The organism is Thalassovita sp. (genome assembly GCF_963691685.1).
Classification (GTDB): domain Bacteria; phylum Pseudomonadota; class Alphaproteobacteria; order Rhodobacterales; family Rhodobacteraceae; genus Thalassobius.
Genome location: NZ_OY829290.1, coordinates 3,922,447 through 3,937,652, shown reverse-complemented (window position 1 = coordinate 3,937,652; position 15,206 = coordinate 3,922,447). Strand labels below are relative to the sequence as shown.

At 61.1% G+C, this 15,206-nt stretch carries 20 protein-coding genes; 4 read left to right on the top strand and 16 right to left on the bottom strand.

Annotated features, from left to right (window positions below; genetic code table 11):
* Positions 1 to 6 precede the first annotated feature (6 nt).
* Both trmD and ACORLH_RS19125 read right to left on the bottom strand, forming a co-directional pair.
* Entirely contained in the window at positions 7 to 816 is an 810-nt protein-coding gene (gene trmD, locus ACORLH_RS19130; protein ID WP_321829917.1) for a tRNA (guanosine(37)-N1)-methyltransferase TrmD, read from the bottom strand.
* A 90-nt stretch (positions 817 to 906) separates the two neighbouring features.
* Positions 907 to 1,509: an NAD(P)H-dependent oxidoreductase gene (locus ACORLH_RS19125; protein WP_321829916.1), complete on the bottom strand. Its 603-nt coding sequence runs from the start codon at positions 1,507 to 1,509 to the stop codon at positions 907 to 909.
* Positions 1,510 to 1,592: 83 nt separating this feature from the next.
* On the opposite strand from ACORLH_RS19125, the gene ACORLH_RS19120 reads away from it, so the two are divergent.
* Positions 1,593 to 2,264 carry a TetR family transcriptional regulator gene (locus tag ACORLH_RS19120; RefSeq protein ID WP_321829915.1) on the top strand — a complete coding sequence of 224 codons (672 nt, stop codon included), beginning with the start codon at positions 1,593 to 1,595 and terminating at the stop codon, positions 2,262 to 2,264.
* Here ACORLH_RS19120 and ACORLH_RS19115 read toward each other — a convergent pair.
* From ACORLH_RS19115 to ACORLH_RS19060, 12 genes are all read right to left on the bottom strand, one after another.
* Positions 2,261 to 3,073: a hypothetical protein gene (locus tag ACORLH_RS19115; RefSeq protein ID WP_321829914.1), complete on the bottom strand. Its 813-nt coding sequence runs from the start codon at positions 3,071 to 3,073 to the stop codon at positions 2,261 to 2,263. The two genes, ACORLH_RS19120 and ACORLH_RS19115, sit on opposite strands and share 4 nt — an antisense overlap.
* Before the next feature lie 9 nt (positions 3,074 to 3,082).
* Positions 3,083 to 3,601: a ribosome maturation factor RimM gene (rimM, locus tag ACORLH_RS19110; RefSeq protein ID WP_058245549.1), complete on the bottom strand. Its 519-nt coding sequence runs from the start codon at positions 3,599 to 3,601 to the stop codon at positions 3,083 to 3,085.
* Positions 3,602 to 3,685: 84 nt separating this feature from the next.
* Entirely contained in the window at positions 3,686 to 4,315 is a 630-nt protein-coding gene (gene bluB / locus ACORLH_RS19105; RefSeq protein WP_321829913.1) for a 5,6-dimethylbenzimidazole synthase, read from the bottom strand.
* Positions 4,316 to 4,337: 22 nt separating this feature from the next.
* On the bottom strand, positions 4,338 to 4,703 hold the full coding sequence (rpsP, locus tag ACORLH_RS19100; RefSeq protein ID WP_058245547.1) for a 30S ribosomal protein S16: 366 nt from the start codon (positions 4,701 to 4,703) through the stop codon (positions 4,338 to 4,340).
* 82 nt (positions 4,704 to 4,785) lie between these two features.
* Complete coding sequence (locus ACORLH_RS19095) at positions 4,786 to 5,082, bottom strand: chorismate mutase (protein ID WP_058245546.1); 297 nt, start codon at positions 5,080 to 5,082, stop codon at positions 4,786 to 4,788.
* Complete coding sequence (locus tag ACORLH_RS19090; RefSeq protein WP_321829912.1) at positions 5,075 to 5,677, bottom strand: GNAT family N-acetyltransferase; 603 nt, start codon at positions 5,675 to 5,677, stop codon at positions 5,075 to 5,077. The genes ACORLH_RS19095 and ACORLH_RS19090 overlap by 8 nt, the downstream gene beginning before the upstream one ends.
* Positions 5,677 to 6,198 carry a GNAT family N-acetyltransferase gene (locus ACORLH_RS19085; protein WP_321829911.1) on the bottom strand — a complete coding sequence of 174 codons (522 nt, stop codon included), beginning with the start codon at positions 6,196 to 6,198 and terminating at the stop codon, positions 5,677 to 5,679. Before ACORLH_RS19085 ends, ACORLH_RS19090 begins: the two co-directional genes overlap by 1 nt.
* A complete protein-coding gene (locus ACORLH_RS19080) occupies positions 6,195 to 6,740 on the bottom strand; it encodes a GNAT family N-acetyltransferase (RefSeq protein ID WP_321829910.1) in 546 nt (181 codons plus the stop codon). The genes ACORLH_RS19085 and ACORLH_RS19080 overlap by 4 nt, the downstream gene beginning before the upstream one ends.
* Positions 6,737 to 7,327, bottom strand: coding sequence for a GNAT family N-acetyltransferase (locus ACORLH_RS19075; RefSeq protein ID WP_321829909.1), 591 nt, complete (start codon positions 7,325 to 7,327; stop codon positions 6,737 to 6,739). The genes ACORLH_RS19080 and ACORLH_RS19075 overlap by 4 nt, the downstream gene beginning before the upstream one ends.
* Positions 7,328 to 8,860: a signal recognition particle protein gene (gene ffh, locus ACORLH_RS19070; RefSeq protein ID WP_321829908.1), complete on the bottom strand. Its 1,533-nt coding sequence runs from the start codon at positions 8,858 to 8,860 to the stop codon at positions 7,328 to 7,330. It lies immediately after the preceding gene.
* A 234-nt stretch (positions 8,861 to 9,094) separates the two neighbouring features.
* Positions 9,095 to 10,294 (bottom strand): hypothetical protein, encoded by a 1,200-nt coding sequence (locus ACORLH_RS19065; RefSeq protein ID WP_321829907.1) that lies wholly within the window; start codon positions 10,292 to 10,294, stop codon positions 9,095 to 9,097.
* A gap of 97 nt (positions 10,295 to 10,391) precedes the next feature.
* Positions 10,392 to 11,462 (bottom strand): alcohol dehydrogenase family protein, encoded by a 1,071-nt coding sequence (locus ACORLH_RS19060; RefSeq protein WP_321829905.1) that lies wholly within the window; start codon positions 11,460 to 11,462, stop codon positions 10,392 to 10,394.
* An 88-nt stretch (positions 11,463 to 11,550) separates the two neighbouring features.
* Between ACORLH_RS19060 and ACORLH_RS19055 the strand changes: the two genes are divergently transcribed.
* Positions 11,551 to 12,108, top strand: coding sequence for a TetR/AcrR family transcriptional regulator (locus ACORLH_RS19055; RefSeq protein WP_321829904.1), 558 nt, complete (start codon positions 11,551 to 11,553; stop codon positions 12,106 to 12,108).
* Between the two features lie 128 nt (positions 12,109 to 12,236).
* Here the strand turns inward: ACORLH_RS19055 and ACORLH_RS19050 are convergent, their stop codons facing one another.
* Positions 12,237 to 12,833 (bottom strand): FMN-dependent NADH-azoreductase, encoded by a 597-nt coding sequence (locus tag ACORLH_RS19050; RefSeq protein WP_321829903.1) that lies wholly within the window; start codon positions 12,831 to 12,833, stop codon positions 12,237 to 12,239.
* Between the two features lie 175 nt (positions 12,834 to 13,008).
* Here ACORLH_RS19050 and ACORLH_RS19045 point away from each other — a divergent pair, with 175 nt between their 5' ends.
* Together ACORLH_RS19045 and ACORLH_RS19040 are read left to right on the top strand one after the other, a co-directional pair.
* Complete coding sequence (locus tag ACORLH_RS19045; RefSeq protein WP_321829902.1) at positions 13,009 to 13,884, top strand: LysR family transcriptional regulator; 876 nt, start codon at positions 13,009 to 13,011, stop codon at positions 13,882 to 13,884.
* Between the two features lie 5 nt (positions 13,885 to 13,889).
* Entirely contained in the window at positions 13,890 to 14,777 is an 888-nt protein-coding gene (locus ACORLH_RS19040) for a DMT family transporter (protein WP_321829900.1), read from the top strand.
* Here ACORLH_RS19040 and ACORLH_RS19035 read toward each other — a convergent pair.
* Complete coding sequence (locus ACORLH_RS19035; RefSeq protein WP_321829899.1) at positions 14,774 to 15,145, bottom strand: metalloregulator ArsR/SmtB family transcription factor; 372 nt, start codon at positions 15,143 to 15,145, stop codon at positions 14,774 to 14,776. The two genes, ACORLH_RS19040 and ACORLH_RS19035, sit on opposite strands and share 4 nt — an antisense overlap.
* Between the last annotated feature and the right edge of the window lie 61 nt (positions 15,146 to 15,206).

Here is a 15,206-nt window from a genome sequence, read left to right as displayed (position 1 = left end):
GGCGGCTCAGCCCTTTTTGTTGGCGAGGTAGCGTTCCCACATGTCGGGGCGGCGCTCTTGAGTGATTTTTTCACCCATCTCATGGCGCCATTCGTCCACCTTGCCGTGGTGGCCTGACATCAGAACCTCTGGGATTTCGCGCCCCATCCATTCTGCAGGGCGGGTGTATTGCGGATGTTCCAGCAGGCCGTTGGAATGGCTTTCATCCTCAATGCTTTCTGCATTGCCCAGCACATCTGGCAGCAGTCGCACCGTGGCATCCAGCATCGCTTGGGCCGCAATCTCACCCCCGGTCAGGACAAAATCGCCCAGCGACACCTCTTGGATCTGATAGTGATCCAGTACCCGCTGATCGACACCTTCGAACCGGCCACACAGCAGTGCGACGCCATCACAGTCCGCCCATTGGCGTGCCATCGCTTGATCAAACCGACGCCCGCGCGGCGACAGGTAGACCAAGGGCCAGCGCCCGCGTGCGCCCTGCATGGTCTGTTCAATAGCGTTGCCCAGAACATCAGGCCGCAGCACCATGCCGGCGCCGCCCCCGGCGGGCGTGTCATCCACATTGCGATGTTTGCCGACGCCGAAGTCACGCAAATTGGTGGTTTCCAGCTGCCACTTGCCATCGCGCAGGGCGCGGCCGGTCAGGCTTTCGCCCAGAACGCCGGGGAAGGCGTCCGGGAACAGGGTGATGATGCGCGCCGTCCAGACGCCAGCAAGGCGCGGATTGTGCTGCATCAGCTCCTGCGGTTTGAAGCTGGGCCGGATCGACAGGCGGCCGTGGGACTTGGGCTTTGGTTCGGGTGTATCGCTCATGCTGCGCTCTTACCCTGAGGGGTGGGGGCGGGGCAATCCCGACATCTGACCCTGCAGGTGTCTTGGATTGCCCTTAGCCCCAGCAAGCCTTTAGGCTGCTGCCTGTTCACCCAGCTTGTGGGCGGCATCCAGCCAGCCCTCAATCTTGGCGGGCTTTGCCGTGCGGACTGAGCCAAACTGCACGACGCGGCACGGTTTGATCCCGACGAAGCCCAGGATTTGATTGCTGATCACCCGGCGTCCCGGTTTGCGATAGAGCAGCCGGTCCAGCAGCGGCGGCGTGTCTGAGGTGATGATCACATCGCCGGTCTTCCCCTCCAGCAGCTTGTTCCACTGCAGGCTTTTGGGGCCTTTGTATTTAAAGGCAAACCCGGGCAGCAGGGCGCGGTCCAGCACCGATTTCATCCGCCCCGGCATCGCACCCCACCAGTAGGGGTAGACGATCAGCACGTGATCGGCCCAGGTCATATTGTCCTGCCAGCGTTTCAGGTCCGGCTCCAACTCCAGCCGCTTGCCGTCATAGCCTGCGAAGGCACGGTCATCAAAATCCATATCCGCCAGATTCATCCGCCGCACCTCACTGCCAGCGGCGCGCGTTGCCGCCTCATAGCGGTCAGCCAGCGCGTCACACAGGCTGCTTTGTGCCGGGTGTCCGACCCAGATGAAAATGCGTTTTGGTTGTGGGTTCGCCATGATTTGTCCATCCAATCCTAAAAGGTGATAAATGCTCACATTTGATAACGTGACATATGCTCATATTTCTGGCAGAGTCAACAATGCAGTTGAGAAAAGGAAAATCCGTGCCCGAAGACGCCGCCATTCAGCAGATCCTGCCGCGCAAGGAACCGGTGCAGGAACGCAGCCGAAAACGGTTTGAACGGATCCTTGAGGAGGCCACCGGCCTGATCGACGCGCAGGGGGTAGATGCGGTTGCGATGAAAGAGATCGCGGCGGCGGCTGAAATCTCAATTGCCTCGCTTTATCAATACTTTCCTGACAAGGCTGCGATCATCGCAACGCTGGCCGACCGGTTCTACCGTGAGGGTCAGGCCTGCGTTCAATCGCTCTTCGCGACCGTTGTGGATGCCGCCTCTTTTGAGGCGGCGCTGCTGGGCATGGTCGACAGTTACTATGGCTGTTTTCTGGAAATGCCCGGTGCCTTTGCCATCTGGCAGGCCACGCAGGCCGACCGGCGGCTGCAGCTATTGGATGAGGAGGATTGCGCAATCCATGTCCAAACCGTGCAGGCGGCGATGCTGCGCACACGCCCTGATGCCGATTCGCAATGGGCAGCGGAGGCCGAGGTGATGGCGAAGCTATTCGTTGGGGCCATTGCCGGTGCGGTGCGCGCGGCTGTTGCTCTGCCCGAGGATGAGGCGCGTGAACTGCTGACGCTGTGCAAAACCCGCATGCTGCGCCCGGCAATCCGCGCCAGCCTTGCTGCTTAATCGCTGTCTTGTTGCTGTTCTAGCAGCGCCGCCTTCTGCGCCTTCAGCGCATCCCGGCTGAGGCCCTTGCGGTTTAACTGCAAAAAGACCCTGCGCAGGTCCTCCGACTGGCCGGTGTTCTGCGGTTCAGCAGGTGGCAGTGATGCCATCACGTCAGCGGGCACCCCCATCAGATCCAGGATCATCGCAGCGGGCCCTTGGCGGTGATCGGCATAGTCCTCCAACGCGCGAATATGCACCGGGGTCGGCGCCAGCGCCTTGGCGATCTTTTCGGCGTCTTTCCTCAGATCGAAGTTCGTGGGGAACAGATCCGAAAACCGCATCAGGTCATCGCGCAGATGGGTGGAGCGCAGTTGATGCCCATGGACAGACCGCAGCCAGCTGTCGCGGTCGCGCACTGAGTAGAGAAACTGCAGATCCATATCGTTGCCAAACCGGCGCTCCAGCCCGGCGCGGATATCGCGGGCCAGCATCCGGGCGGCGGGGTTGATATCTGTCAGGATCTCACCGTCCAGCCCACGATGCCCCGGCATGATGCCTGCGTAGTTTTCGCGGCTGATGACGATATTGCCATCCTCAGGCAGGTCCGCAACAAAACGCCCAAACCCCCGCCGGAAGGCGCGGCGGCTGTCCTCGGTCAGGTGGCGGCCAAACTCACGTGCCAAAGCACCAGTGTCCCGCAGTTTATTAGGGCCGAAATAGTGAAAATACGGGCTTAGATCCTGCTGCACGCGGGCCAATTGGGCCTGCAGGCTGGTGGTGCCGGTTTTGTAAAACCCGGCATGGATCAGAATGCGCCGCGTGCTCATCGATTGGGACTATTCCGGGAACAGCCCCTCTGGCGGATCCGCGATGATGCGGCCGGAGGTCAGATCCACCGTCGGCACCGCAGCCAGGGTGAAGGGCAGCAGCACCGTTGTTTTCAGGCCCGGCCCGTGGATTTCCAACAGATCACCGGCACCGTGGTTCTGCACCGCCTTGACCACGCCCAGTTTGGTGCCGCCGGTGTCAAACACCTCCAGCCCCATCAGATCGGTGTGGTAATATTCATCATCCGGCAGCGACGGCAGGCGATCGCGCGGCACGTAGAGTTTTACCCCTTTCAGGGCATCGGCCTCTTCTTTGGTGGTGACATCTGACAGGCGCACCGAAAGGCCGTTTTTGATCGTGTTGACAATGCCCACTTCAAAACTGCGGCTGCCATCTTCGGTGGTCAGCGGATTGTAATCGGCAATCGCGTCTGGTTCCGCAGTAAAACTTTTCAGCCGCACCTCGCCGCGCACCCCGAAGGCACCAGCGATGGAGGCCACACAGATCAGATCGTCAGTTTCACTCATGGTATCACCTAGGAAGCGGCAGGGCGTTTCCCCGTTGATAACGCCTTGGGCGGGCAGGGGCAATTCGCCAGTGTGACCGCAGGTTCAGCGGGTCTCGATGGGCAGTTGCCCGCGGCGATCTTCCCAGCCTTTGCGTTCCAGCTCAGGAGTGTCGCTGTCCTCGGCCGGGTAGCCGACGCAAAGATAGCCCACCAAACGCCAGTCCTGGGGCACATCCAGATCGCGGCTCAGCTGGTCCGGGTCAAGGATAGAGACCCAGCCCATCCCGATCCCGCGGGCACGGGCGGCCAGCCAGAACAGGTTGATCGCCGAAACCACAGAATACCGTCGCATTTCCGGCATGGTGCCAGCGCCAAGGCCTGACCCCTTTTCGGTGCTTTCATCGCAGTAGATCGCCAGCTGCACCGGCGCGTCCTGCATGCCCGAGAGTTTCAGCTGCGCATAAAGCGCGGCCTTTTCATCGCCATAACCGGCCAGCGCATCGGCATTGGCGGATTGATAATTCTTTAATGCAGCAGCACGCGCTGCAGCGCTTTCGATCCGGATCACCCGCCAGGGTTCCGACAGCCCAACAGAAGGGGCCTTCAAAAACGCGTCGAGGCACTGCGTGAGCAGTGCCTCGTCAACAGGATCTGTACGGAAGTGACGCACATCGCGCCGCCACCGCATGAGATCGTCCAGATCGCGCTGGAATGTTTCTGGGAAGACCCGCATCCCAGCGCTCCCTGTCTGTTGCTTACTCTTCAGCAGCGGCTTCGGCAGCTTCAGCTGCTTTGGCGGCTTTTTCTTCAGCGCGCTCCTGAGCTTTCTTGCCGGGTACGGCTTTCTCAGGGTTGTTACGCTCTTTCTTGGCCAGAACGCCTGCGGCTTCCAGGAAGCGCGACACACGGTCGGACGGCTGAGCGCCCTGGTCCAGCCAGTACTGAACGCGTTCCATGTTCAGTTTTACGCGCTCTTCGCTGTCTTTCGGCAGCAGCGGGTTGTAGGTGCCCAGTTTCTCGATGAAACGGCCGTCACGCGGCATGCGCGAGTCAGCGGCAACAACGCGGTAGAAAGGACGTTTTTTCGAACCACCACGGGCCAGACGGATTTTCATTGCCATTGTTAGATCTCCTTTAGATGGCGTGTGCCGGCTGAGCCGGCAATTCGTTTTCCAGTTGCTTCCCCTGAGGGAGGAGGCGGGGTTACTCCTGGTGTTTTTTGTGGTGCTGAATGACTTCAGCGATGATGAAGTTCAGGAACTTCTTGGCGAAATCGGGGTCCAGGTCGGCCCGGTCTGCCAGATCTTCTAGCCGTGCGATCTGCTTGGCCTCGCGGGCCGGATCGGACGGGGGAAGGTCGTGTGCCGCTTTCAGCTTGCCCACGGCCTGGGTGTGCTTGAAGCGCTCCCCCAGGGTGTAGACAAGGATGGCGTCCAAACGGTCGATGCTTTCGCGGTGCTCTTTCAGCAGCTCCGCAGCGCGGGAAACAGCGTCAGTCAAGGGCGAATCCTTTCGGTTTGAACAGCGGGTCGGCGTAGTTGGCGATTTCCATCTCAATGCCGTGGCTCAGCTGGCTGCCTGCCAGCTGGTCGGCGGTGGGATGGCGGTAAACGATGTCATGGCCGTCCACGGTGGCGGCGCCTTGATCTTTTTCTGCGCCCAGACGTTCGGCCAGGCGGATCGAATCCAGGTTCTTTGGATCGATGTAGGACACCGCAGTGGTCCACCCCATGTTGGAATAGAGGTAGTTGCGCACCGCATGGGTGGCTTCCAGCGCGTAGCCGTGGCCGGCCACTTCGGGCCAGATGATCCAGGCCAGTTCGGCCTCAGGCCATTTGGCGGGTTTCCAGCCACCGGCCATGCCCAGCGTCTTGCCGCTGTCGCGGTCATAGATCACCCACATGCCATAGCCGCGGATCTGCCAATGGCCGATCTCAGCTGCATAAAGCATCCAGGTCTCATAGTCGTTCAGCGGGCCCCCCATGAAACGGGCACGGTAGCTGGTGAAGGTCGATTTGAAGCTGGGATAAGCCTCAGGCGTTGGGCCACGCAGGATCAGACGCTGGGTTTCCAGAACGGGGATTTCAACTGGCATCAGCTTACCCCCCATTCTGCGTGGCGATAGATCCGTACCGGATGGCCCGAGATGTCACCATCCCGTTCAAAGGTTGCGCCCAGACGTTCGGCCAAGGCGATTGAACGGGTATTGCCGGCATCGATATGGCTGATTGGCGCGGTGATGCCCCAGGTGGCGGCGGCGTGTTCGCGCACCTTCTGCGCCGCTTCAAAGGCATAGCCTTTTCCCTCGGCCGCCTCATAAAGGTTCCAGCCCAGTTCCGGCTCGCTCCAGCCTTCGGCCTCAACAATGCCGGTGCCGCCAACGACCGTGCCGGTGGCTTTCTCTTCCAGCATGTAAAAGCCGTAGCCCTTGATCACCCACTGACCGATCATCGAGGTCAATTTGCGCCAGGTGTCCAGACGGCTCAGCGGGCCGCCAATGAACTGCGCACGTTCACTGCCCCAGAAGGCAATCAAGCCTTCCAGATCCCGTTCCTGCGGCTGGCGCAGGATCAGACGCTCGGTTTCGAGCGCTGGGATGGGCAGATCAAAGCTCATGCATAGCTCTCCATGCCGCCGTCGGCGATATCTGCCGGGGCCATGTGGCGCCAGATTTCCACGTCACCAAAACGGACATGGTTGAAGACACCATCCTGTTTGGCACCCATCCGCTGCGCCACTTTGCGTGAGGCATGGTTTTCCGGGGCGACCAGCGAAATCGCGGTCTGCCAGCCCAGAACGTCATAGGCATAGCTGCGGGCGGCCAGCGCCGCCTCGGTTGCGTAGCCTTTGCCGCCAAAGCCATCAAACAGGTCCCAGCCAATTTCAGCCTCGGGCCAGCCTTCGGGGTTCCACAGGCCAACCATGCCACAGGGCGTGCCGGTTTCTTTTTCCACCAGGGTCCAGCGGCCATAGCCCATCAGGTTCCAGTGGCCGGCTTCCAGCGCAAGGTGACGCCAGACCTGATCCGGGGCCATCTGGCCGCCGACGTAGCGGGCGCGTTCGGAATCGTAGAAGGCGCAGAGCGGCTCAAAATCCTCAATTGACGGGGCGCGCAGGATCAGGCGTTCGGTTTCCAGGGTGGGAATGGTCACATTCATGACAGCGGACCTTTCGAAACAACGGGGGCATGACGCCAGATCTGGGTGTCGGCGTCGCTGGCGGCCACATCCAAATGGGCGCCCAGACGTTCAGCCAGACGGGCCGAGCGGGTGTTGGCAGGATCAACGCAGCTGACCAGCACCGGCAGTTGCAGATCGCGCAGGGCAAAATCACGCGCGGCAGCAGCGGCTTCGGTGGCATAGCCCTGACCTTCGCCCGCTTCGGTGAACAGGTAGCCCAGTTCCGGCTCCTGATCGCTATATTCCATGCCGACCAGCACAAAGCCCAACAGCGCCTCATCCGAACGCCGTTCCACCGCCCAAAGGCCGGTGCCGCGCAGCAGCCAGCCCGCCACATACTGTGAGAAGTCCAAGAGCGCCGCTTCGCGGTCAAACGGGCCGTCCAGACCTTCGGCACGGTCGCCCATCAGGATCTCGGCATAGGCTGGGAAATCGGCAAGGATTGGCGCGCGCAGGGTCAGCCGTTTGGTGACCAGCTCTGGCACAAGCTGAGAGAAGCGGCCCGCGAGGGTCGCTGCAGGCTCCGAAATCGGGGCCTCCCAGGGATATGCCTGAATGTTGCTCACTTACTTCTTCTTTCCGAAACCAGACAGGCCGCCGGGCAGACCGCCCATGCCACCCAGACCCGGCAGACCGCCGGGCAGGCCTTTGCCGCCGCCCATGGCTTTGGCGGCCGCTTCCAGGGCTTTCGGGTCCAGCTGGCTGGGGTCCATGCCGCCCATCGCGGCCATATCCGCCGGTGAGCCACCTTTGCCCATCAGGCCTTTCATGGCCTGTTTCATCATCTTGCCTTTGCCCATTTTGCCCATCTTCTTCATCATGTCCGCCATCTGACGGTGCATCTTCAGAAGTTTGTTCAGGTCGCTGACCTGCTGGCCGGAACCGGCGGCAATCCGTTTTTTGCGGCTGGCCTGCAGCAGCTGCGGGTTGGCACGCTCTTTCTTGGTCATCGACTGGATCAGGGCAATCTGGCGTTTGATGACGGTGTCATCCATGCCGGCGTCCTGCACCTGCTTGGCCATTTTGCCCATGCCGGGCATCATGCCCATGATGCCTTCCATGCCGCCCATCTTGAGCATCTGTTCCAGCTGCATCTTCAGGTCGTTCATGTTGAACTGACCTTTGGTGAAGCGCTTCATCATCCGCTCGGCCTGTTCGGCCTCGATGGTTTCCTGCGCTTTTTCCACCAGGGCAACGATGTCGCCCATGCCCAGAATACGGCCCGCAATCCGGTCCGGCTCAAAGGTTTCGAGCGCGTCCATCTTTTCGCCAAGGCCGACGTATTTGATCGGCTTGCCGGTCACGGCACGCATCGACAGGGCAGCACCGCCGCGGCCGTCGCCGTCCATACGGGTCAGCACAACGCCGGAGATGCCAATCTTGTTGTCGAACTCCTCGGCCACCTCAACGGCGACCTGACCGGTAAGACCGTCAACCACCAGAAGGGTTTCGCGCGGGCTGACAACGTCACGGACGTCCTCAACCTCTTTCATCAGCACTTCGTCGATCTGCAGACGGCCAGCGGTGTCCAGCATGTAGACGTCATAGCCGCCCATGGTGGCCTGCTGCTTGGCGCGTTTGGCGATATCAACCGGGGTCTGACCCGGCACAATCGGCAGTGTGTCCACACCGATCTGCTGACCCAGAACGGCCAGCTGATCCATCGCCGCCGGACGATAAACGTCAAGCGAGGCCAGGAGCACGCGCTTGCCGTCTTTTTCTTTCAGACGTTTGGCCAGCTTACCGGTGGTGGTGGTTTTACCAGACCCCTGCAGACCGACCATCAGGATCGGGGCAGGCGGGTTGTCGACCTTCAGCGCACCTGGATCGCCTTCGCCGCGCAGCACATCGATCAGCGCGTCATGCACGATCTTCACAACCTGCTGGCCGGGGGTCACCGATTTGGTCACGGCCTGACCGGTTGCCTGTTCCTGCACCTTCTTGACGAAGTCACGGGCCACCGGCAGCGAAACATCCGCTTCCAGCAGGGCCACACGCACTTCGCGCAGGGCGGATTTAACGTCCTCTTCGGACAGCGCGCCCTGTTTTGTCAGACGATCAAAGACACCGCCAAGGCGTTCAGATAGATTTTCAAACATTGGCGCCGCTCCTAACTTCAGCACATTTCCGATGTCCTACAGGTAGGTAGAACAGCCCCATAAGCCAATGTCCCCCGTGGGCGAAACTCGCTGACGGGGGGCGATCCTTGCAAAGGCGAAGGACCGGAAGACAATTGGGGCTTCCGGATGTTGGGTTGGGCGATACGCCGATTGCAGGGCAGAGTCAAGCGCCGTAGGGGTTTGACCTGCTTTTGGTGGTCGAAGCCTGCGCGCTCAGCGGGCCGCCATGCGTTGGTTTAGCCGCCACAGCCCCCAGGCCAGCGGAATCGCGGCCAGACCACCAATGACATAGGCCAGTGGCTCATCCGCAAAGGTCTCAAAGAACTGGGTGTAAGCATGGATCGCGGCAAAGGTCATGGCCGTGTTGAACAGCCCGCGGATATTGCGATGGGCCGCCCAGAAAATCATGGCAACCAGCGCAACAGCCCAGAGGATCGAATAGACGTCATCCGAAATGCGGGTGGCCTGATCATAGAATGCATCACGTGCCGCGCGGTAGGCGGCCCACTGGGCGTCATTGTCACTGGCATCTGCAAAGTCAAAGAAGTCCGGGCCCCAGAGGTGCTCGCCAATCACATCTCCCCAAAGCGACCCGACCAGCGCACACATATTGGCCACAACAAAGGCCAGCACCGCCGCAACCCGTGCATGGCGCGCTGAGCGTTCTGCGCTGCGCTGCGCCAGCAGGACACAGCCCGCGATCAACAGACCCATCTGAAGGATCGAAAGCGTCGGCTCGGGTGAGTAGAACACATAGATCGCGTGGAAATAACCAGATCCGGTGTCCAGCGCCTGGGCAAAGGGCACGATGGCAATGGCGGTGATCAGCCGTATGTCAGTGTACCACCCCGCCAGCGCCAGCAGCACCGCCGCATAAAGGAAAAACAGCGCTTTGATCCCGCCGAACAGATCGGCCTGTTCCAGCAAGAGGGCGAAGCCCCCGATATGCAGGGCAACCCCGGTCAGCAGCAGCGCCGTCAGCACAAAGCCCGCCTTTGGCGCGGGTAGCGAGAGGCGCCACGCGCAGAGGCCCGCGATGCCGGCACCAGCAAGGGCAAAGGCCCAGCCGGCGATGTCTTCGGCCTTGTCTATCAGCTCCACCGTGCCGCCGCCGATCAACATGCCGGCCCCGATCAGCGCCGATGCATTGCCAAACATCCGGTAGGTGTCCCCGTCCCGTGACAGCACCCAAAGACCGGCCGCCAGCATCAGGCCGCCCAGCACCGCTACGGCAAAGGCATCGGCCAGCCAGAAAATGAACCCCCCGGTGGCCGCCAGAATGCCGAAACACAGCACCGCGTTGACGGCCATGGTCACCATGGCATCGCGGGCGCGGGCCTCAATCTCGCGGGCTTGGTCGGGGGTGATGATCTGGTCAGCAACCAGTTGTTTGGTGTCAGCAACGGCGAACATGATGAAATCCAATGTGTAAAAGCACCCATCACAGGGCACGGCGCCAGCATAGGCGCGCCAGACTGGATTTCAAAATGATTGGTTGATTCTTAGGCAGTCAGCCTGAAACGGTGATCCCGATTTTGCCGACATGGGCCTTTTTCAGGAAGGCTTCCTGCGCGGCCTTCAGCTCCGCCAGCGGGTAGGTCATCGCCACGGTCGGCTTGACCTCCCCTTGTTCGATATAGCGCACTAGATCGCTGAAAACGCTGTCGGCCTGCTGGGTGCAGCCAAAGATTGTCAGGTCGTTGAGGTAAAGCGTGCGCAGGTCCAGATCCACAATTGGCCCGGCAATGGCACCGGACACGGCATACCGCCCGCCGGGGCGCAGCGCGTCCAGCAGGCGCGGCCAGCTGTTGCCCCCCACCAGATCCAAAACCACGTCAAAGCTGTTCTCTGCCAAAGCCGCGTCGCGGTTCAGCGTTTCATCCGCGCCGAGATCGCGCAGCGCCTCAGCCTTACTGGCGCTGGTCACAGCGGTCACATGAGCGCCGCGCCGTTTCGCCAGTTGGATTGCCGCCGAACCCACGCCGCCTGAAGCCCCGGTGATCAGCACCCGCTCGGCACCAAGGCCCGCGCGTTGGATCATCCCCTCGGCCGTGGAGAAGGCGCAGGGAAAACTGGCCAGCTCTACATCGCTGAGGAGGGAGGTGATCCGCAGCGCATCATGGCTGCTGATGGTGGTATATTCGGCAAACCCTCCGTCGCGTTCGGACCCAAAGGTGATCAGCGGCAGATCAGGGTCATTGGGGCCGGGCCGGTGCATGGCGCGGATCAACACGCGTTCGCCCACCCGCGCCTCCGACACCTCAGCGCCGACCGCCACGATGCGGCCGCAGCAGTCTGCCCCTTGGATACGGGGGAACTGCAATGCGCCGGACCAGCCCCCATCGGCATCGGCGGCTGCGCCGAACCCATCGGTGCCAGAGGCCGTGTCGCCCTCAACCGATTTGGAATACCAGCCGATGCGGGTGTTGATATCTGTGTTGTTCACCGCCGCGGCGCCCACCTGCACCAGCACCTCATCCGGGCGGGGCTGCGGCACCGGCATATCCTCGCGCCACGCCAGACAATCCATCCCCCCATGCGCGGTGAGAACCATGGCTTTCATCGTTTTGGGCAGGGACATTGCGGCCTCCGGTCTAATGGGTGTCTGCTCGGGTAGAGTGATCACTTTACATTTGCATGAGTAGAGTGTTCATTCTACATCTGTCAATATGTCAGAGACAGCCCACAGAACTGCACAGAAAATCGCTGCCGGATTAGAGCAGGCTTTTGCAAAACATGGTTTTGCCGAACCGAATGTCGAAGTTTTGCGCGATGCGGCGGGGGTTAGCCTGCGCACGCTTTACAAATACATGCCGTCCCGGTCGGACATGGTTCTCGCCGCGTTGGAGCATCGTCATCAACGGTATCTGAGTCACATGTTTTCAGCCTTGCCTGAAGGCGCGGGAGCTGGGGCCAAAGGCCCCACAGTGTTTGCCGAACTGTTGCGGCGCATCGGTGAATGGATGGTTGAGGAGGCTGCACATGGCTGCCTGTTCCACGCCGCGGTTGCTGCGGCGCCGACGGATCAGGCCCTTCAAAGCCTCTTGCAGCGACACAAGGCCGAGGTCGCGGATAAAGCGGCCCGCGCCGTTGGGCTGCCCGATCAAAGCGCCGCCCTATTGATGATCTTTGAAGGGGTCACGCAATGCTGGCCTTTGCAGGGGCAGGATGCCTTGCACACGGCCCAAGCGCTGGGCCGGGGGCTGTTCGCGGCTGAACTGGCTTAAGCCTCTGCCGGTATGGTGGGCGTTGTTCCGGCGACGCCCAAACGCCCATCTGGCCGCGTGATCCCAATGCAAAAAGCCCCCGACGCGAAGGTCAGGGGCTTTGATCGCCGGGGAGTGACGCGCGGGGATCAGGCCGCCAGTTCCGCGATATGTTCGTTGGCCGCTTTCAGCGAGGCCTCGGCATCGATGGCGCCTTTGTCTGCGACGACGAACTGAACATCGGTGATGCCGATAAAGCCCAGCACATGGCGCAGGTAGCCCGAGGCAAAGTCATAATCTGAGCCAAAGGCGGTGCCGCCCGAGGTATAGGCGATGATCGCACGGGTGTTTTTGATCAGGCCTTCGGGGCCGTTTTCCGAATAGCTGAAGGTGACGCCAGCGCGGGCAACGTGGTCAATCCAGGCTTTCAACTGGCTTGGTGCGGAGAAGTTGTAGACGGGCAGGCCAATCACAACGGTGTCAGCCTCTTTCAACTCGGCAACCAGCGTGTCTGCCAGGTCGGCCGCGTCGTTCTGGTCTGCGGTGCGGGCATCTGCAGGGGTGTTCACGGCTGCCAGCCAGGCGCCGTCAATCTGGCCCAGATCGGTGGCCGCCAGATCGCGGTAGGTCACTTCTGTGTCAGCGTGGCTGGATTGCAGCTTTTCGACGATGGCGCGGGTCAGCCCTTTGGAGACCGAATTGTCTGCAGTGATGGCCGAGTCGATGTGGAGAACTTTATGGGTCATTGTCTTATTCCTCAGAGCGGTGGGTTGGTGCTGTGGACTGTCTGTCAAGCAATTTAGCCCTTGCACATTCGAACACAATTTGCGTTATTCGACATGAAGTGTGATAATTTGCACATATGGGCGAACCGGGCCGCAGACGGCCGTTCGCCGATCATTGAGCATGAGGGCAGGTGATATGGACAACTGGGATGAGGTGCGGACCGCCTATCAGGTGGCCAGAATGGGAACCGTCAGCGGGGCCGCAGAAATCCTGGGCGTGCACCACGCCACGGTGATCCGTCACATCGACGCGCTTGAGGGGCGGTTGGGCGTCAAACTGTTCCAGCGTCATGCGCGTGGCTACACCCCAACCGAGGCTGGCACCGATCTGATGCGGGTGGCCCAGACCACCGACGAACAACTCAGCCAGCTGGCTAGCCGGGTCAAAGGGCAGGGCAATGATGTCTCAGGTGAGTTGGTGATCACCTCGCTTGCGGGCCTCTCTGGCCTGTTGATGCCGGCGCTGGCGGATTTTCAGGAAAAATACCCCGAGGTTATTCTGCGCTTCCTGACCGGGGACCGGCTGTTCCGCCTGGAATATGGTGAGGCGCATGTGGCGATCCGTGCAGGGCGCGCGCCAGAAGAGCCTGACAATGTTGTGCAGCCGCTGATGTCGCAGGGCTCCAGCCTGTATGCCTCCAAGGAGTATCTGGAAAAATACGGCATGCCCCAGTCGGAGGCGGATTTTGCCAATCACCGCTTTGTCTGCTCGGACGATCGCAACAGCCGCGCCCCGTTCAATCGCTGGATCTGGGAAAACATCCCGGAAGAAAACATCGTCTTCCGCTCCTCGGATCCGCGTGCAGTGGGCATGGCAATGCAGGCGGGCATTGGCATTGGCTACGCCACCAAATGGAGCGCCGAGCAAAACCCCGAGTTGGAAAAGATCTGCGCCCATAAAGAAGAATGGCCGTCGCCCCTGTGGCTGGTGACCCACGTGGATCTGCACCGCACCACCAAAGTGCAGGCCTTCCTGAGCCATATTAAAGAACACGCCAAAAGCTGGACCTAATCCCAATGCGCCAATCCACGCGCGGCCATCTGGCCATGCTGATCTTCTCGTCGCTTGTGGCAGGGTCGTTTTCGCTTGGCTCACTTGCGGCCAATGAACTGGCCCCGGCCGCGCTGAACGCGGTGCGTTTTGCCATCGCGGCGGCGGTTCTGGGGGCGGTGGCTCTGGCGACCACCGGGTTGCCGCGCCAGATGTGGCAGGCGCCGTGGCGCTATCTGCTGCTGTCGGGGTTCTTTGCCAGCTATTTTATCCTGATGTTTGAAGGGTTGAAGACCGCACCACCTGTCTCTGCCGCAGCGGTCTTTACGCTAACCCCGATCATGAGCGGGCTGGCGGGCTATGTGCTGCTGCGCCAGATCACCACGCGCCACATGGCAACGGCCCTAGTGATCGGTGGGATCGGCGCGCTTTGGGTTATCTTCCGTGCTGATCTGCAGGCACTCCTGGGGTTTGAGGTTGGACGGGGTGAGGTGATCTATTTCATCGGCTGCGCCGCCCATGCGGTCTACACACCCATGGTGCGCAAGTTAAACCGGGGTGAAACGGCGCTGCAGTTTTCCTTTGGCGTGACACTGGCCTGCTGTTTGGTCGCCACGCTCTGGGGTTGGGGCGATATCGTGGCCACGGATTGGTCGGCGCTGCCGGAGATCGTCTGGATCACCATCCTCTATGTGGCGATCTTCGCCTCTGCGGCCACCTTTGTGCTGTTGCAGTTCGCCGCACTGCGCATCCCATCCGCCAAGGTGATGGCCTATACCTATCTGGTGCCCAGCTGGGTGCTGGTCTGGGAGGTGGCGCTGGGCCACGGTGTGCCGCAGGTGTTGGTTCTGGGCGGTGTGGCGCTGACCATCGTGGCGCTGATCATGCTGCTCAAGGACGAAGGCGCTGGTTAGCCGGCTTCCTGTTCGGGCTCCATCGGGTCCTGGCCAGGATCATCTGCCAGTTCCACTTCGAGGAACCGTTCAAAAGCGTCCAGATTGATCGCTTCAAACTGGCCAAACCCCTGCATCCAGACGCTGGCCTCCCGCAGGGCGTCTGGCTCCAGCTTGCACCATTTCACCCGGCCACGCTTTTCTTGGGAGATCAGCCCGGCATTGGCCAGGATCGTCAGGTGTTTGGACACTGCTGCCAGCGACATATCAATCGGTTCGGCCACATCCGTGACCGCCATGTCATCCTCCAGCAGCATCGAAAGGATCTGTCGCCGGGTCGGATCCGCCAAGGCCGCGAAGACCGTGTCCAATGTGGGTTTATCAGCCATAGGCCCTGCCTAGCGGCTGTGTTGGGGGATGGTCAATGGCTGGCACGGCGCCGGGCGCAGG

Excerpts from the sequence above, each read along its gene's own strand:
- trmD (WP_321829917.1), bottom strand. The coding sequence starts at position 816 with ATGAGCGATACACCCGAACCAAAGCCCAAGTCCCACGGCCGCCTGTCG.
- ACORLH_RS19125 (WP_321829916.1), bottom strand. The coding sequence starts at position 1,509 with ATGGCGAACCCACAACCAAAACGCATTTTCATCTGGGTCGGACACCCG.
- ACORLH_RS19120 (WP_321829915.1), top strand. The coding sequence starts at position 1,593 with ATGCAGTTGAGAAAAGGAAAATCCGTGCCCGAAGACGCCGCCATTCAG.
- ACORLH_RS19115 (WP_321829914.1), bottom strand. The coding sequence starts at position 3,073 with ATGAGCACGCGGCGCATTCTGATCCATGCCGGGTTTTACAAAACCGGC.
- rimM (WP_058245549.1), bottom strand. The coding sequence starts at position 3,601 with ATGAGTGAAACTGACGATCTGATCTGTGTGGCCTCCATCGCTGGTGCC.
- bluB (WP_321829913.1), bottom strand. The coding sequence starts at position 4,315 with ATGCGGGTCTTCCCAGAAACATTCCAGCGCGATCTGGACGATCTCATG.
- rpsP (WP_058245547.1), bottom strand. The coding sequence starts at position 4,703 with ATGGCAATGAAAATCCGTCTGGCCCGTGGTGGTTCGAAAAAACGTCCT.
- ACORLH_RS19090 (WP_321829912.1), bottom strand. The coding sequence starts at position 5,677 with ATGCCAGTTGAAATCCCCGTTCTGGAAACCCAGCGTCTGATCCTGCGT.
- ACORLH_RS19085 (WP_321829911.1), bottom strand. The coding sequence starts at position 6,198 with ATGAGCTTTGATCTGCCCATCCCAGCGCTCGAAACCGAGCGTCTGATC.
- ACORLH_RS19080 (WP_321829910.1), bottom strand. The coding sequence starts at position 6,740 with ATGAATGTGACCATTCCCACCCTGGAAACCGAACGCCTGATCCTGCGC.
- ffh (WP_321829908.1), bottom strand. The coding sequence starts at position 8,860 with ATGTTTGAAAATCTATCTGAACGCCTTGGCGGTGTCTTTGATCGTCTG.
- ACORLH_RS19065 (WP_321829907.1), bottom strand. The coding sequence starts at position 10,294 with ATGTTCGCCGTTGCTGACACCAAACAACTGGTTGCTGACCAGATCATC.
- ACORLH_RS19060 (WP_321829905.1), bottom strand. The coding sequence starts at position 11,462 with ATGTCCCTGCCCAAAACGATGAAAGCCATGGTTCTCACCGCGCATGGG.
- ACORLH_RS19055 (WP_321829904.1), top strand. The coding sequence starts at position 11,551 with ATGTCAGAGACAGCCCACAGAACTGCACAGAAAATCGCTGCCGGATTA.
- ACORLH_RS19050 (WP_321829903.1), bottom strand. The coding sequence starts at position 12,833 with ATGACCCATAAAGTTCTCCACATCGACTCGGCCATCACTGCAGACAAT.
- ACORLH_RS19045 (WP_321829902.1), top strand. The coding sequence starts at position 13,009 with ATGGACAACTGGGATGAGGTGCGGACCGCCTATCAGGTGGCCAGAATG.
- ACORLH_RS19040 (WP_321829900.1), top strand. The coding sequence starts at position 13,890 with ATGCGCCAATCCACGCGCGGCCATCTGGCCATGCTGATCTTCTCGTCG.
- ACORLH_RS19035 (WP_321829899.1), bottom strand. The coding sequence starts at position 15,145 with ATGGCTGATAAACCCACATTGGACACGGTCTTCGCGGCCTTGGCGGAT.